Origin of the sequence: Spongiactinospora sp. TRM90649, from assembly GCF_029382225.1 — a bacterium.
Taxonomy (GTDB): domain Bacteria; phylum Actinomycetota; class Actinomycetes; order Streptosporangiales; family Streptosporangiaceae; genus Spongiactinospora.
Genome location: NZ_JARLTC010000047.1, coordinates 1 through 14,085 on the forward strand (window position 1 = coordinate 1; position 14,085 = coordinate 14,085).

23 protein-coding genes are annotated in these 14,085 nt (G+C 71.0%); 9 read left to right on the plus strand and 14 right to left on the minus strand.

The window, feature by feature from the left end:
• The 11 genes from P3X83_RS39135 to P3X83_RS39185 all read right to left on the minus strand — a co-directional run.
• Window positions 1-206 (minus strand): hypothetical protein (locus tag P3X83_RS39135; protein WP_277310454.1); only part of this gene is annotated, 206 nt, incomplete at its 3' end.
• The gene (locus tag P3X83_RS39140) at window positions 203-445 is read right to left on the minus strand and encodes a hypothetical protein (RefSeq protein WP_277310455.1); all 243 of its coding nucleotides are present in this window, start codon (window positions 443-445) and stop codon (window positions 203-205) included. The genes P3X83_RS39140 and P3X83_RS39135, both read right to left, overlap by 4 nt.
• A complete protein-coding gene (locus P3X83_RS39145) occupies window positions 442-606 on the minus strand; it encodes a hypothetical protein (protein WP_277310456.1) in 165 nt (54 codons plus the stop codon). Before P3X83_RS39145 ends, P3X83_RS39140 begins: the two co-directional genes overlap by 4 nt.
• Window positions 603-749 carry a hypothetical protein gene (locus P3X83_RS39150; RefSeq protein ID WP_277310457.1) on the minus strand — a complete coding sequence of 49 codons (147 nt, stop codon included), beginning with the start codon at window positions 747-749 and terminating at the stop codon, window positions 603-605. The genes P3X83_RS39145 and P3X83_RS39150 overlap by 4 nt, the downstream gene beginning before the upstream one ends.
• 79 nt (window positions 750-828) lie before the next feature.
• On the minus strand, window positions 829-1,686 hold the full coding sequence (locus P3X83_RS39155) for a hypothetical protein (protein ID WP_277310458.1): 858 nt from the start codon (window positions 1,684-1,686) through the stop codon (window positions 829-831).
• Window positions 1,686-2,210, minus strand: a complete 525-nt coding sequence (locus P3X83_RS39160; RefSeq protein WP_277310459.1) for a hypothetical protein — start codon at window positions 2,208-2,210, stop codon at window positions 1,686-1,688. The genes P3X83_RS39155 and P3X83_RS39160 overlap by 1 nt, the downstream gene beginning before the upstream one ends.
• Window positions 2,207-2,584, minus strand: a complete 378-nt coding sequence (locus P3X83_RS39165) for an RRQRL motif-containing zinc-binding protein (protein ID WP_277310460.1) — start codon at window positions 2,582-2,584, stop codon at window positions 2,207-2,209. Before P3X83_RS39165 ends, P3X83_RS39160 begins: the two co-directional genes overlap by 4 nt.
• Window positions 2,584-2,937, minus strand: a complete 354-nt coding sequence (locus P3X83_RS39170; RefSeq protein ID WP_277310462.1) for a WhiB family transcriptional regulator — start codon at window positions 2,935-2,937, stop codon at window positions 2,584-2,586. Before P3X83_RS39170 ends, P3X83_RS39165 begins: the two co-directional genes overlap by 1 nt.
• A 143-nt stretch (window positions 2,938-3,080) precedes the next feature.
• Window positions 3,081-3,236 (minus strand): hypothetical protein, encoded by a 156-nt coding sequence (locus tag P3X83_RS39175; protein ID WP_277310463.1) that lies wholly within the window; start codon window positions 3,234-3,236, stop codon window positions 3,081-3,083.
• A complete protein-coding gene (locus P3X83_RS39180) occupies window positions 3,233-3,406 on the minus strand; it encodes a hypothetical protein (RefSeq protein WP_277310464.1) in 174 nt (57 codons plus the stop codon). The genes P3X83_RS39175 and P3X83_RS39180 overlap by 4 nt, the downstream gene beginning before the upstream one ends.
• A gap of 90 nt (window positions 3,407-3,496) precedes the next feature.
• Window positions 3,497-3,673 carry a hypothetical protein gene (locus P3X83_RS39185; protein ID WP_277310465.1) on the minus strand — a complete coding sequence of 59 codons (177 nt, stop codon included), beginning with the start codon at window positions 3,671-3,673 and terminating at the stop codon, window positions 3,497-3,499.
• A gap of 344 nt (window positions 3,674-4,017) precedes the next feature.
• On the opposite strand from P3X83_RS39185, the gene P3X83_RS39190 reads away from it, so the two are divergent.
• Genes P3X83_RS39190 through P3X83_RS39200 form a run of 3 tightly spaced genes read left to right on the plus strand, consistent with a single transcriptional unit; the run spans window position 4,018 to window position 5,834 of the window.
• On the plus strand, window positions 4,018-4,782 hold the full coding sequence (locus P3X83_RS39190) for a GntR family transcriptional regulator (protein WP_277310466.1): 765 nt from the start codon (window positions 4,018-4,020) through the stop codon (window positions 4,780-4,782).
• Window positions 4,782-5,612, plus strand: a complete 831-nt coding sequence (locus tag P3X83_RS39195) for a phosphoribosylaminoimidazolesuccinocarboxamide synthase (RefSeq protein WP_277310467.1) — start codon at window positions 4,782-4,784, stop codon at window positions 5,610-5,612. The genes P3X83_RS39190 and P3X83_RS39195 overlap by 1 nt, the downstream gene beginning before the upstream one ends.
• A gap of 12 nt (window positions 5,613-5,624) precedes the next feature.
• On the plus strand, window positions 5,625-5,834 hold the full coding sequence (locus P3X83_RS39200; protein ID WP_277310468.1) for a hypothetical protein: 210 nt from the start codon (window positions 5,625-5,627) through the stop codon (window positions 5,832-5,834).
• Between the two features lie 855 nt (window positions 5,835-6,689).
• On the opposite strand, the gene P3X83_RS39205 is transcribed toward P3X83_RS39200, so the two are convergent.
• The gene (locus tag P3X83_RS39205; RefSeq protein ID WP_277310469.1) at window positions 6,690-7,163 is read right to left on the minus strand and encodes a carboxymuconolactone decarboxylase family protein; all 474 of its coding nucleotides are present in this window, start codon (window positions 7,161-7,163) and stop codon (window positions 6,690-6,692) included.
• Window positions 7,164-7,359: 196 nt separating this feature from the next.
• Here P3X83_RS39205 and P3X83_RS39210 point away from each other — a divergent pair, with 196 nt between their 5' ends.
• The 3 genes from P3X83_RS39210 (at window position 7,360) to P3X83_RS39220 (ending at window position 9,386) form a co-directional block, all read left to right on the plus strand.
• A complete protein-coding gene (locus P3X83_RS39210) occupies window positions 7,360-7,707 on the plus strand; it encodes a YciI family protein (RefSeq protein ID WP_277310470.1) in 348 nt (115 codons plus the stop codon).
• Between the two features lie 8 nt (window positions 7,708-7,715).
• On the plus strand, window positions 7,716-8,882 hold the full coding sequence (locus P3X83_RS39215; protein ID WP_277310471.1) for a sigma-70 family RNA polymerase sigma factor: 1,167 nt from the start codon (window positions 7,716-7,718) through the stop codon (window positions 8,880-8,882).
• Window positions 8,883-8,960: 78 nt separating this feature from the next.
• Window positions 8,961-9,386 (plus strand): ester cyclase, encoded by a 426-nt coding sequence (locus tag P3X83_RS39220; protein WP_277310472.1) that lies wholly within the window; start codon window positions 8,961-8,963, stop codon window positions 9,384-9,386.
• Between the two features lie 145 nt (window positions 9,387-9,531).
• On the opposite strand, the gene P3X83_RS39225 is transcribed toward P3X83_RS39220, so the two are convergent.
• Complete coding sequence (locus tag P3X83_RS39225; RefSeq protein ID WP_277310473.1) at window positions 9,532-10,188, minus strand: TetR family transcriptional regulator; 657 nt, start codon at window positions 10,186-10,188, stop codon at window positions 9,532-9,534.
• An 87-nt stretch (window positions 10,189-10,275) separates the two neighbouring features.
• On the opposite strand from P3X83_RS39225, the gene P3X83_RS39230 reads away from it, so the two are divergent.
• Genes P3X83_RS39230 through P3X83_RS39240 form a run of 3 tightly spaced genes read left to right on the plus strand, consistent with a single transcriptional unit; the run spans window position 10,276 to window position 13,416 of the window.
• The gene (locus P3X83_RS39230; RefSeq protein WP_277310474.1) at window positions 10,276-11,259 is read left to right on the plus strand and encodes a zinc-binding dehydrogenase; all 984 of its coding nucleotides are present in this window, start codon (window positions 10,276-10,278) and stop codon (window positions 11,257-11,259) included.
• Complete coding sequence (locus tag P3X83_RS39235) at window positions 11,246-12,790, plus strand: MFS transporter (RefSeq protein ID WP_277310475.1); 1,545 nt, start codon at window positions 11,246-11,248, stop codon at window positions 12,788-12,790. Before P3X83_RS39230 ends, P3X83_RS39235 begins: the two co-directional genes overlap by 14 nt.
• On the plus strand, window positions 12,787-13,416 hold the full coding sequence (locus P3X83_RS39240; RefSeq protein ID WP_277310476.1) for a DsbA family oxidoreductase: 630 nt from the start codon (window positions 12,787-12,789) through the stop codon (window positions 13,414-13,416). Before P3X83_RS39235 ends, P3X83_RS39240 begins: the two co-directional genes overlap by 4 nt.
• Before the next feature lie 65 nt (window positions 13,417-13,481).
• On the opposite strand, the gene P3X83_RS39245 is transcribed toward P3X83_RS39240, so the two are convergent.
• Complete coding sequence (locus P3X83_RS39245; protein ID WP_277310477.1) at window positions 13,482-14,048, minus strand: ABATE domain-containing protein; 567 nt, start codon at window positions 14,046-14,048, stop codon at window positions 13,482-13,484.
• Between the last annotated feature and the right edge of the window lie 37 nt (window positions 14,049-14,085).

A 14,085-nucleotide genomic window follows, 5' to 3' on the forward strand; every position in this document is an offset into this window, starting at 1 on the left:
CATCGGCGCGTCTCCTTGAGGTAGGTGGTACGGATCACGGTGGCCAGTTCCCAGGCGATCCGGCCGATACGGCGGGTGCCGATGACGGCGGTCACGTAGGCGTCGGCAGCGCCGAGCAGCAACAACGCGGTGTGACCGAGCAGGGCCATGGCCAGCATCAGCGCGGCCAGGGCGACCTGTAGGGCACGGCGGATACGGGCCTTCATCGGACTCTCCGGCGGGAGGCGCGCACGCCGTACCGACGCGACAGGCGCAACGCGGCAGATGACAGCGCGTAGGCGGTCACAACTCCGGCGGCGAACCCGCCGCCGAAGACGGTCACCGGCGGCAGGTCCGGCACGTCGCGGACCCACGCGGCCAGCGCCCACACGATCAGGCAGACCAGCGCGGCGCCGCGCCACCCGGACGTGCGGGCGCGCGGCCGGGCGGGGATGCGGCCGGTCATGGCCGCCGCCAGTAGGCCAGGATGAGCGCGCCGCCGGCGGCCACGGTCAACACCAGCCCGCACACGGTCAGCGCGACGGCGACGCCGAGCGGGACGGCGGGCAGGGCCAGGACGGCGGCCAGGGCCAGGGCGGCGCAGAACAGCGCGATGGCGGTCTTCACAGCACCCGCCCCCAGCAGTCCGGGCACCCCGGCCGGTCGCACATGGTCGCCGGGTCGTTCTGCCACGCGGCGAGCGCGTGTTCGATGCCGTCCGCCGCGCTCGGCGGCGGGCCGATGCCGCCGGTGTCGTTGTCGTGGGACATTGGTGATCCCTTCCTTCGCGGGTTGGGGCCGCCCCCGGGTACGGCTTCGCGGGCACAGGCCTGGGGGCGGGGTAGTGGGTCAGGACTTGGCCAGCCCTGTCAGGTACGCCCTGACCTGCTGCGCCTTGTCCTGGCCGATGCCGAGTTCGGCTTTGATGGCGCGTACTCCCGGCACGTCGCCGGTGATGACGTCGGGCAGGAAGCGGCTTGCGGCGCGGGTGGCGAGGGCTTCGGGTAGCGGCTCGGGTACGTACCCGGGGCTGTCGTGCGACAGGGGCGGCTCGGTGGTGTGGACCGTGGCCGTCACGTCGATGACCTCACCCCCGGCCCCGTTCCTGTCGTTGGCCGTGGTCGTGTCGTCGTCCGGCGGGCCGGTGTCCGGGCCTGTGCCTGCGGGCACCGGTGCGTGCGTGACGTCGCGGGCGAGCATGTGACCGAGCGCGGCGCCCATGCCGAGCACCAGCACCGGCAGGCAGGCCACCACGACCACCACGGCGGGCGGGGCATGCCGCAACTTCGCCGTCTCCAGCAGGTGATAGGCGATCTGGCCGAGCATGCCCAAAGCGAGCGAGCCCAGGGCCGACGTCTTGGCGAAACGGCGGGTGGACGGCGCGACATCAGCGGAGGTGAGCCACGCCGACAGGGCGAACGCCGCGTACGCCTCGACGCCGATCGGCAAGGTGATCGCGGTGTTCAGCTCGAAGTCCGTCAGCCCGGGCAGCAGCTTGACCATGCCGAAACCGGTCTTCTCACCCAGCCCGACCCAGCCTGACCAGGTGGCCACGGCGGCGGGCAGTGCCAGCAGCACCAGCGGCCAGCGTTTGATGCCGCCCGCCCGGCCGGGAGCATCCGGCGGCCGACGCGCCGCGCCCCCGGCGGGCGGTGTGGAAGCATGAGACCGCTCGGCGAAAGGCGGCGGTGCGGGATTCCGCGCCATCAGGACGTCACCCCCTTGCGGGAGTAGCCGCAGATGCGGACCTCGACCCCCCGGAAGGCGCCCGTGGCACACACGCGGGTGCCGCCGTCGTCCTCGCAGTCGGTCAGGGCCAGCTCCCACGCGCGGGCGTACTCGCGGACCTGTCCGGGGGTGTCGGCCGACCCGCGCAGCGTGCCCGGGTCGAAGGGGTGCAGCGTCCAGGAGATGCGCGGCAGGGCGCCGGTGGCCAGGATCGCGGCCAGCACGCGGGCGGCGGCGGCATCGGCCATCCGGTCCATGTCATCGGCGGTGACATCGCGCCAGCCGCCGAGATCGTCATCGTGGAACAGCGCTTGCAGGACCGAGCACGGGTAGGCCGCGTGCATCCGGTCCAGGACCTCACGCGTCTCGGTGAGCGTGGTGCCGGGCAGGTGCCCGAGGGTGGCGCCGTTGTCGTCGCGGATCGCCACGCGGAACGTACTCGGCGGCGAAACGTCGGCGGTGCCGGTGGGGATGACGGCCACCGGCAGGGAACGGGGGGTCATGCGGCCTCCTTGGCGCAGTCCAGGCAGGTCCCCAGGTGGCGGGGCAGTACGTAACCGGCGTCCCGGCCGCAGCCGGGGCAGGTGCGGCGGGCGGCGTTGGCCTTGCTCAGCGCGGCGCGCTGGGCCGGGCTCGGCGTGCGCTTGGGCAGCGCGAACCGCACGTCGTACAGGTAGGCGGCGCGCACGCCCGGCGCGCCGTGACGGCGCGAGCGCCACAGCACCTGCGCCTGCACGCCCTGACCGCCCGGCCGAAGCCCGGCGGCGGCCAGCTGGCGCATGGTGAGCAGATGCGGCGGCGACATCCGCCACGGGTAGGTGGGGACGCCATAGCGTGCCCCGGCCGGGTCCCAGAACGCGGCGCGGATCCGGCCCATCAGGCCACCTCACGCGGCGCGCACGCGGCAGCGTCGGCGGGGCCGGGCAGGGCGGCGATCTCGTCGGCGGTCAGCCCGGCCCACACCCCGGCGCCGGGGCGGACCGCGAGAGCGTGGAACAGGCAGGAGGCCCACACCGGGCACTCGGCGCAAACCTCGCGGGCGACCTGCACGCGCGCCGCGCGGTCCTGGTCGGACTCGGCGGTGAAGGCGTCGGGGCCGGTGTGCAACTCCGGATCGAACCGGCAGGCCGCATTGTCGGCCAGATGGCGCGGCAGGCCAGCCACGTTGCGAGCCAGGATGTTGACCAGCGCCCTGGGCGCGGCGCCGGGCGGTGTGAAAGCGTGGCGCATGGATCTCTCCTCGGGCAGGGGATGTGATCTGGAAAGGTCCCGGGCCGGTGTTGGTAACACCGGCCCGGGACGCGGGCGTAGCGGGGGATCAGTCGTCGCCGTTCGCGTGCGTCACAGCCAGGCGCACGCGAAGACGGGCGTTCCTAGTGGGCGGCGCCGACGCGGCCGGAGCCGCCGCAGGTGGGGCAGGTGTAGGAGACCTCCACCAGGCGCGGGTGACTGCCCGGCACCATTTCAACGGTCGTCTCGCGCACGGTGCCGTTGCCCTGGCACGGCGTGCAGTACTCAACGCGGCTCATCGCTTGCCACCCTTGCCCTGGTCGGCCTGGGCGGTGCGCTTCTGGGCGAGCAGCGTGTCGTACGCTTCCCGGCACCCGCCGGACTTCGCGCCCCACGCGGGCGGCTCGTCGTGCTGCCAGCCGGTCGGGGAGTCGGGCTCGGACTGGGCGTCCATCGTCTTTCGCGGCATGATGGGGGTACTCCTTTGTGATGGGAGTGGGGCGGCCCCGTGTCTTGGTGGATGGGGGGCCGCCCCGAATCGAACGGGTGGATGGAACGGTCAGGGCTGTACGTCCGGCCGGTGATCGCGCTCAGCGAGCCATGCGCGGATCTCCTCGGGAGTGTCGATACGGGCCGGGCGGCGGAAGCGCTCCTCTATACCGACAAGCAAGCGGGCAAGATCCACCGGATCGAAGTCCGGCAAGTCGTCGTCGTCCACGGTCGCCTCGTAGGGCATGGCGACCACTCCCTTCTACGGTGAAGTTCAGGAGTGAAGGCAGGGCCGTTCGCCCTGCGTGGCCGCCTTATTCGGCGCGAGGCGGCAAACACGGATGTGGGTCTCAAGCTTCAAGTGCGTTCGGCCCGTCGGCCGAAGCGGTCCTTGCGATGTCGACGCGCGATCCCGTCGGACCGCCTTCCGAGTAGTGCCGCGTTGGTGTACTAGTACGCAGAACATAGACGGTGTACTAGTACACCGTCAAGAGGGAGTGCCGGGGCGATTGTCATGCGTCATGCCAGGTGGACTAGGCTTATGGTGACCGGTGTACTAGAACGCCCGATTTGCCGGGAGAGGGGAACCGGATGTCGCCGAGCATTCAGCGCCAAGACCCGCCGTATGTGCAGGTCGTCACCCACATCCGCAACCAGATCCAGTCCGGCGAACTCAAGGATGGCGACGCTATCCCGTCTGCTCGCCGGATCGTTCGTGACTGGGGGATCTCATTGGCCACGGCCACGAAGGTCCTCGCCTCACTGCGCTCCGAGGGGCTTGTCAGGGCGGTGCCTGGAATCGGGACCGTCGTGACGGTGCTCAAGGAGCAGCACACTTCCGCGCGCGACCGCTTTCAAACGATTCGTCGTACCGGACGGATCTACCCGGCGAACGAAGCGGCTCGCATCAAGGCGTGTGAGGTGGTCAGCGCACCAGGTCAGGTAGCCGACGCGCTCGGATTGGAATCTGGTGCCAACGCCATCCGGCGCCACCGGATCACCATGAACACGGAGACGAACACGCCAGTGTCCGCATCTGTTTCGTGGTTCGATGCCGCCTTGGCTGAGCATGCACCCAGGTTGCTGACCGCCGAGCGTCTCATGCAGGGCACGCCGACCTACATAGCAGAGCAGACGGGACGAGTTGCCACCTCGGGACGTGACCAGCAGTGCGCCGCAGTAGCGACCGAGCAAGAGGCGGAGGACCTTGGTCTTCAGCCGGGGATGCCAGTTCTGAGGGGGCGGAACTGGTTGTATGACCAGGAAGGCGACGTCATCGAGTACGGCGAATCCGTGACTGTCTCGGGTCGCTGGTCTACGTACGAATACAGGCTCGCGGAAGATCAGGGAGCATAGTGAAGCTCATTCACTCCGGGAAGGTCCGGGATGTGTACGAGGATCGCGGCGACATCATCCTGGTGGCGTCGGACCGCGTGTCCGTCTACGACGTGATCCTTCCCACGCCGATCCCGGACAAGGGGAAGGTCCTCACGCAGCTTTCGCTGTGGTGGTTCGAGCAACTCGCGGACATCGTGCCGAACCATGTCGTCTCCGCCACCGACGTGCCGGCGGAGTTCGCCGGGCGCGCCGTACGATGCGCCAAGCTGAACATGGTGCAGGTCGAGTGCATCGCCCGCGGGTATCTCGCCGGTCTCGGGCTCAAGGAGTACGAACGCGATGGGGCCGTGTCGGGTGTGTCCCTGCCCGCTGGTCTGGTTGAGGGATCTCAACTCCCGGAGCCCATCTTCACCCCGACCACAAAGGCGGATATCGGGGCTCATGATGAGTTCATCACCTTGCGCGATGTAGTCGCTCAGGAAGGCGCAGAGGTAGCCGAAGATCTTCGCCGGATCACCCTTGATGTGTATGCGCGCGGAGCTGAGATCGCCCGGGAACGCGGCATCATCATCGCGGACACCAAGCTTGAGTTCGGCTGGGACGCGAACGGCGTGCTGACCCTGGGGGATGAAGTTTTGACTTCGGACTCGTCTCGCTTCTGGCCTCTGGAGGACTGGAATCCAGGGCGACCACAGTTCGCCTTTGACAAGCAGTTCGTCCGGGACTGGGCGGCCGGTACCGGATGGGACAAGAAGGCGCCGGCGCCCGAGGTGCCGCAGGCCATCGTTGACGCCACCCGCGCACGCTACATCGAAGCGTACGAACGCATCACCGAGAAGGCTTGGTAAAGGGGAGTTCTGATGAGTGGACAGCAGCACTACGACCCTTACCAGCTCATTCGCGAGGTCGGTTTCATGCTCAGTCATAACGGCCTGGAGGTGAATGAGTTGCCAGAGGGCAAGCTAGGGGAAGCCCTCGCCGGAGCCGGTCAACTCCTTCGGGCATATGGCATCACGCCGAGCATGGATGTCCGGGACACCTTCGATCGCCGTCTCCCGCCTTCCTGGTGAATCCCTGGATGCTCGCCAGCGGTCTGGTTGTGCCCGCCAAGGCGTGAGGACGGACGCCGTGAGTCACCTGAGACGGTTGGCGTCCTGCTCATAACCCAGAGGTCGCAGGTTCAAATCCTGCCCCGTCACGAGAGTAAACGCCCTCCGAGAGATGACTCTCGGAGGGCGTTTCGCATGTCTGGGAAACAGGGGCGAGAGAACGGCCTCAGGCTTGATCTTTGCCCAATTCTTGCCCAATAGAGAGGCTTCTAGATCGCGCTGTCGCCTTATGTGCAGCTCAGGGGCGTGATCCGCTCCTTTTGGCAAGCTGTCTTCTAATCCGACGGTCGGGGGTTCGAATCCCTCAGGGCGCGCAACCAATCCCACGCCGGTCGCACCCTGACCTTCTCCTTTCACGCCTGCGGCCCATTCCGGTGTCCTTCGCGGCACTGACGGCGGGCGAGTCGATCCCGGGCTGTCCCCCCGGAGGGGGGCGTTCGTCGGCTGGGTATGAGCGACAACTTTCCGGTCTTCCGCGTGGGCGGTGCGGCCGTGGCGACGTCGGGCTTCGGATCCGCGGCAGAGGGTGGGGCGCCCCGATGAACGTGCTTCTGTGGATCGTGCAGGCGCTGCTGGCCGCCTCGTTCGCCGCGTCGGGGCTGGCGAAGCTCACCCAGCCGAAGCCCGATCTGCCGGAGCCGCAGCGCCGTGGCGATCCCGCTGACGCCCAGCCCGACCACCAGAGCCCGGCGGCGACCACGGTGTGTCACGTCCATGGGTTCTCCGCGCGAAGGTGTTGGGAAAGGTCCGAACGACGAGCCGGCCGGGCGGGAGCGGTCGGCGTACGTCCCTCTCGCCCGGCGTGGATCACGGCCGTCAGCCCCACTGGCCCGGCGTGTAGTCGCCCGCCGGTTGCCGGGTGATGACGTTGAGCCGGTTCCAGGCGTTCATGAGGGCGATGTGGGACACGAGCGCGGCGAGTTGATCCTCGTCGTAGTGCGCGGAGGCGTTCGCCCAGGTCTGGTCGGGGACGCCGCCGGCGGCGTCCCCGACGCGGGTGCCCTGCTCGGCCAGTTCCAGGGCGGCCCGCTCGGCGTCGGTGAAGACCGTGGCCTCGCGCCACACCGCGACCAGGTTGAGCCGTGTCGGCGTCTCCCCGGCGTGCGCGGCGTCCTTGGTGTGCATGTCGACGCAGGCGCCGCAGCCGTTGATCTGGCTGATCCGCAGCGCCACCAGCTCCTGCGTCGAGGCGGGGAGACCCGAATCATGCACGATCTTGCTCGCCGAGACGAGGTACTTGCCGACCTTCGCGGCAACGGGGTTGTCCGCGTAGTAGAGGCGGGCTTCCATGGTGGGCTCCTTCTGCCGGTTTTGCAGTCACCCCATGGACGGCCCGCCCCGGCGTCACGGGACGGGCGCGAATGTGATCTGCGTCTCCCATGCCGCCCTTCGCGGGAACGCGTTTCGGAAATGGGCGCGCCGAGGCGTCCCTTCCGGGGCTGCTCGTTCGTCGGGAAAATGACAGTCCTATGACCTGGAGGTCGCGATGCAGTACGCCCTGCTGATCTATGCCGAACCCGGTTACCTGGAGGCGCTGCCGGAGGCGGAACGTGAGGCCGCGTACGAGGACCTGCTCGCGGTGAGCGTCGACGACCGGTTCGTCACCGGCGTCCGGCTCCAGCAGGTCGAGACGGCGACCTGTGTACGCGTGCACGGGGGGCGCACGCTGCTGACCGACGGCCCGTTCGCGGACACCAAGGAGGTGCTCGGCGGGTTCTGCGTGGTGGAGGCCGCCGACCTCGACGAGGCGCTGGAACTGGCGGCGCGCGTCCCCGCCGCGCGCTTCGGTGGCACGGTCGAGGTGAGGCCCCTGGAACGCAAGCGGGTGATGTGATTCCGATCGTGCTGGAGGACGTTTTCCGGGAGGAATGGGGCCGGGTGCTGGCCTCGCTGGTCGGCTTTCTCGGCGACTTCGATCGGGCCGAGGAGGCCGCGCAGGAGGCGTTCGCGGCGGCGGTGCGGCACTGGCCGGTGGCCGGCACACCGGACAAGCCGGGCGCGTGGCTGGTGACCACCGCCCGTAACCGCGCCATCGACCGGATCCGCAGGGAACGCACCCGGGCCGAGAAGATTCACCTGCTGGCGATACAGGAGCCGACCATGGACCCCTTCGACGACACCGCGATCAAGGACGAGCGGCTGGAGCTCATCTTCACCTGCTGCCACCCGGCGCTGCCGCTGGAGGGACAGGTGGCGCTCACGCTGCGGGCGCTCGGAGGGCTGGAGACCGCCGAGATCGCCCGCGCCTTCCTGGTGTCCGAGGAGACCATGAAGCGGCGCCTGACCCGGGCGAAGGCCAAGATCAAGGCGACCGGGATCAGGTTCGCGGTGCCCGACGCGCACCGGCTGCCCGACCGCCTGGACGCGGTGCTGGCCGTGCTCTATCTGATCTACAACGAAGGCTACCGGGGCCGCGTCGACCTCGCCGCCGAGGCCATCCGCCTGGGACGCGTGCTGGCCGGGCTGATGCCCGGGGAACCGGAGGCGTACGGGCTGCTGGCCCTGATGACGATCCACCACGCCCGGCGGCGGGCCAGGTTCTCCGGCGAGCGGGACGAGGACCTCGTACTGCTCGACGACCAGGACCGATCGCTGTGGGACCTGCGCCAGATCGACGAGGGACAGGCGGTGCTCGACATGGCGCTGGCGATGGGCGGGCGCGGCGCTTACGTGGTGCAGGCCGCGATCGCGTCGCTGCAGGCGCGGCGGCGCGTCGACTGGCCCCAGGTGGCCCGGCTGTACGGCCGGCTGTTCGAGCTCACCGGCTCGCCGGTGGTCGAGCTCAACCACGCGGTGGCGATCGCCCAGTCCGGCCGGCCCGCCGACGCGCTGCGCATCGTGGACGGCCTCGGCCTGGACGGTTACCTCTACTACCACTCCACCCGCGCCGACCTGCTGCGCCGTCTCGGCCGCCCGGCCGAGGCCAGGGCCGCCTACCGCCGGGCGCTCGGCCTGGCCACCTCCACGCCCGAGCGGCGATTCCTCAGCGGGCGGCTCGAACAGCTCTGAATCTCCGGCGCCGCGTTGTCCCCGGGGCGCTCGCCCGTTCGTCGCGTGGTCATGAGCGACAACCAAGGGGAAGGTCACATGTCAGCGGCCCGCAACAAGGAGATCCTCCGGCGCTTCCACGCCGCCATCAGCTCGGGCGACGAGCAGGTCATCGCCAAGACGATCGACGAGGTCATCGACCCCGACGTGCTGATCGGGACCCCGTTGCCACTCGGCAAGACGGGAAGGGAGGCGCTGAACGAGGTGCTCGTGACCCTCCATCGCGCCTTCCCCGACCTGCGCGTCGAGGTCGAGGACGTGATCGCCGAGGAGGACCGGGTCGTCACCAGGAACACCTGCACCGGCACGCACCTGGGCGACTACATGGGCCTGCCGCCCACCGGCAAGTCCGTCAGCTACAAGGAGGTCATCATCGCCCGTTTCACCAACGGCCGGATCGTCCAGACCTGGGCGGTCGTCGATGTCTTCTCACTGATGCGCCAGCTCGGCGCCATAGCGTCCTAGAAGGCCCCGAAGCACTTCACGAAACGCGGCGGCGACGTAAGGGGGCCAAACCGACCGGCCCCGCCAGCCGGTTGGGGCCGGTGAGCCGGGCCTGGGCCTGATGGCGGGAAACCTTCGGCTATCCACACCTTGGCGTGGTCGCTGGTCAGGTGGGGGTGTGGTCCCAGCGGTCCGACAGGAGGGCTGGGGCGGGGGTGTTGCCGGGGAGTTGGGAGTGGGTGGGGCGGAGGCCGTCCAGGGCGATGGTGATCGTTCGTTTTCTGGCCTCGCGGGCCGCGTCGAGGAGGTCGGTGCGGCCCTGGCGGTCGAGTTGCTCGATCAGGGGGGACTTGCCGAGCTGTTCGATCAGGAGGGAGATGTCCATGACCGCCGCGTCGGCCCTGAGCACACCCGCGCGGTGCGCCCGGTCTACCAGGCGCCGCAGCAGTTCGTCGGACCGGGTGAACTTGGCCGCCATCTCATCCGTGACGGCGATCGTCCCGGCCAGCGGCCCGAGTGAGCCGCCGCTGAACTCGACGCACGCGCCGATGTACGAGGCGAGCCCCTCCCACGGGTCGTCGTGCTCCAGCCCGTGTTCCGCGGCCCGGATCCACTGGTCGAGGGAGAGCGCGCACAGGTGCTGGAAGAGCTCGTCCTTGGACCGGTAGCGGCGGTAGAGGCTCGCGATGCCGACTCCGGCGCGGGCGGCGATCGCCGCCACGGACGCGTGCGCGCCGTCCACGGCCAGGACCTTCTTCGCGGCCTCCAGCAGGGCCTGGTCGTTGCGTTCCGCTTCTGCGTGCCTGGCGGCTTTGCGGGCCATGCCCCCACTGTAGCCGCCTTGCGAAGCGATTCACTCCGTTATAGCGTTCCCAAACGAAGTGTTTCTGTCCGTTTATGGGGGAGCGTCATGCGAGCAGTGGTGATGGAGGAGTTCGGCGGGCCGCGGGTCCTGAAGGTCCGGCAGGTGGCCGATCCGGTGCCCGGCCCGGGGCAGGTGGTCGTCGCCGTGGCGTACGCGAGCATCACGTTCGTCGAGACGCAGGTCCGCGCGGGCGACGGGCCGTTCGGCAGGCCGGCGCTTCCTCGCGTGCCCGGCAACGGCGTCGGCGGCCGTGTCGCCGCCGTGGGGCCCGGCGTGGATCCCGGCCTGGTCGGCACGGTCGTGGTCACCACCACGGGCGGCGAGGGCGGCTACGCCGAACGGGCACTGGCGCGGGCGGAAGACGCGGTTCCGGTGCCGGCGGGCCTGGCGCTCAGGGACGCGGTCGCGTTGCTGGCCGACGGGCGCACGGCTTTGCTGCTGCACCGGCAGGCGGACATCAAGCCGGGGGAGCGGGTCCTCGTGGAGGCCGCCGGCGGCGGCGTCGGCACCCTGCTGGTGCAGCTCGCCGCCGCGGCCGGCGCCCATGTGATCGGGGCCGCCGGGGGCGACGCCAAGGCCGAGCTGGTCACCTCCCTCGGCGCGGCCGCCTACGTCGACTACCGGCGCCCCGGCTGGCTGGAGCGCGTGCGCGAGGCGACCGGCGGCGCCGGGCTCGACCTCGTCTTCGACGGCGTCGGCGGCCGCATCGGCACCGAGGCGGTCGGAGAGCTGCGCGACGGCGGGCGTGTGAGCGCGTACGGCATGGCCGCCGGAGCCGACGCCGAACACGACGAAACCAGCCTCCGGTCCCGCTCCATCCAGGTCATCGGCCTCACCTCCGCGCCGACCCCGGCCCAGGCCCGCGCGCTCATCGCCGACGCGCTCGCCCTGGCCGCCGAAGGCGGGCTGCGACCGGTCATCGGCCAGACCTTCCCACTGGAGGAGGCCGCCGCCGCGCACCGGGCGATCGAGTCGCGCGCCACCTTCGGCAAGACCCTGCTCGTCCCCACCGGCCATGACGGCGACTGAGACCGAGGCCGGAGCGGGCGCCCGGGAGTGGATCGCGCTGGCGGTCCTCGGCGTCCCCGCCGTGCTGGTCATGATGAACATGTCGGTGCTCTACCTGGCGCTGCCCAGCCTGAGCGCCGAACTGGAACCCGACGGGCCCCAGTTGCTGTGGATCACCGACGTCTACGGGTTCATGGTCGCCGGATCGCTGGTCGCGATGGGGACGCTCGGCGACCGCCTCGGGCACCGCCGGCTGCTGCTCACCGGCGCCGTCGCCTTCACCTGCGCGTCCGTCGCGGCCGCCTACGTCCCGAGCGCGGAGGCGCTCATCGCGGCGCGGGCGGCCCAGGGCGTCGCCGCCGCCGCGCTCGCGCCCTCCTCACTGGCGCTGATCCGCGCCCTGTTCCACGACGCACGCCGGCGCGCCCTGGCGATCACGATCTGGATGCTGGCGTTCATGGGCGGCGGCGCGCTCGGCCCGCTGGTCGGCGGCGTGCTGCTGCAGTACTCCTGGTGGGGCGCGGTGTTCCTGCTCGCGGTCCCGGCGATGGCGTTGCTGCTGGTCACCGGCCCCTTCCTGATCCCCGAGCCGCGCGAGAGGACCGCCGGACGGCTGGACGCGGCCAGCGTGGCCCTGTCGCTGCTGACCCCGCTGACGATCGTGTACGGCGTCAAGGACCTCGCCGTCCACGGCCTCACCCCGCCCGGGGTAGCCGCCCTGCTCGCGGGGGCGGTGCTCGCCGCCGTCTTCGTGCGCCGCCAGCGACGGCTGCCCCACCCCCTCCTGGACCTGCGGCTCTTCGCCCTCCCCGCCTTCTCCGTGTCCGTCGCCGGCATGGTCGTCGTGGGGGTCGTGCTCTTCGGGACCAGCCTGCTGACCTCGCAGTACCTGCAACTCGTCCTCGGCCTGTCCCCGCTCGCGGCCGGGCTGTGGCAACTGCCCACCGCGATCGCCGGGACGGTGGTGGCCCTGGTCGTCTCCGGCCTCACCGGCCGGATCCGGCCCGTCGTCCTCATGAGTGCCGGGGCCGCGTTCGCGCTCATCGGCCCGGTCCTGCTCACGCAGGTGGACACCGATCCGGTCGTCCTGGTGGCCGGGTCCGTCTTCCTGTTCGCCGGACTGACCCCGTTCATGGCGCTCGGCACCGGCCTGATCGTCGCCGCCGCCCCGCCGGAACGCGCCGGAGCCGCGTCGGCGATCTCCGAGACCGGCGCCGAACTCGGGGGCGCGCTCGGCATCGCCGTACTCGGCGGCATCGCCACCGGCGTCTACGGCGGCCACCTGGCCCGCAACGCCCCCGAGGGCCTGCCCGTCGCGGTCGCCGAGGCCGCGCGCGAGACGTTGCCCGCCGCGCTCCGGGCGGCACGGCCGCTGCCCGAGGCCCTCGGCCGCCCGCTCGTCCAGGCCGCCCGCGACGCGTTCGCGCACAGCCTGCACGTGCACGCGCTCATCACGATCCCCCTGCTCGTCGCGCTCGCCGTGCTGACCCTTACCGTGCGGCGTACGACCACTCCGCCCGCCGACGCCCGCCGAAAGGACCACCGCCCGTGAACATCGAGGTGTACTTCGACCTGCTGTGCCCCTGGTGCTACATCGGCAAGCGACGCCTCTCCACCGCGCTGAAGGACCGGACGGACGCGCACGTCGTCTGGCGCAGCTTCGAACTCGACCCGGGCGGCGGCCGCACCCCGGGCCCGACCGCGGCGGAGGTCATCGCCCGGTATCAGAGCGATCCGGCCCGAGCCGCCGCACGCGTGGCGCTGATCCGGAGGCTCGGCCAGGCCGAAGGGCTCGAACTCAACCTGCACCTGGCCAGGCCGGTCAACTCCTTCGACGCCCACCGCCTGGTGCACCTCGCGGCGGACGAGGGCCGGGGCGACGCCGTACTGGAACGGCTCCTGCACGGCTACCACACCGAGGGCCGCGACCTCGCCGACCTGGACGTCCTGCGGACGCTGGCCGTCGAGGCCGGGCTCGCCCCGGGCTCCGTCGCCGACCTGCTGCAAGGCGACGCCTTCAGCGCCGAGGTACGGGCCGACGAGGACCGCGCCACGCGGACGGGCATCCGCGGCGTGCCCACCCTCGTGATCGACGGAGGGCCGCCGATGTCGGCGGTCCAGGATCCCGCCGCCCTGTCGGCCCTCCTCTCTATCTCGCCGGCGACTTCACGCTGGTGAAGAAGGGCAGGACCATGCGCTGCGCGGCGAGCACCGCCGCCGTCTGAGGCCGCGTCCGGGCGGTCTCAGACGGTCTTGCGGCGCTGGTAGTGGCGGGCGACGCGGACGCGGTTGCCGCAGCGGGCCGCCGAGCACCAGCGGCGGCGGGGGTGGGCGGGCAGGAAGAGCATGACGCAGTCGGCGGCCTCGCACTGGCGGATCTTGGCCACGTCCGGGTTCACCAGCAGGCCGGCCACCGCCTCGGCCAGCCAGGTGGTCAATCGGGAGCCGGGGGTGCCGTCGCGACGGCGGGCGGCCGTGATCGCCTCGCCGTTCCAGCTCAGCGCGCCGACGGCGGGGGCGGCGCGCTGAGCCTGGTTGAGGGCCTCCAGGTCGGCGGCCGGCGGCCGGGTACCGGCGCGGACGTGGTCGAGGACGCGCGCCGTGCGCTCGCGGAGGTCGCGCACGGCGGCCAGGTCGGCGGCGGTGAACTCGGCGTCGCGGAGGTCCCACGCGTCGGTGAACCGGTCGGCCTGCGAACCCAGCCAGGCGCGCAGGTGGCCGGGCGTGGTCAGCAGGTCGCCCGCGACCGGGCGGGTGTTGACCAGGTCCAGGGCAAGGGGTTCCCCGATCAGGGGGCCGGACTCGCTCATCCTCTAATGCTACATCGCCAAATTGACACATTAGATC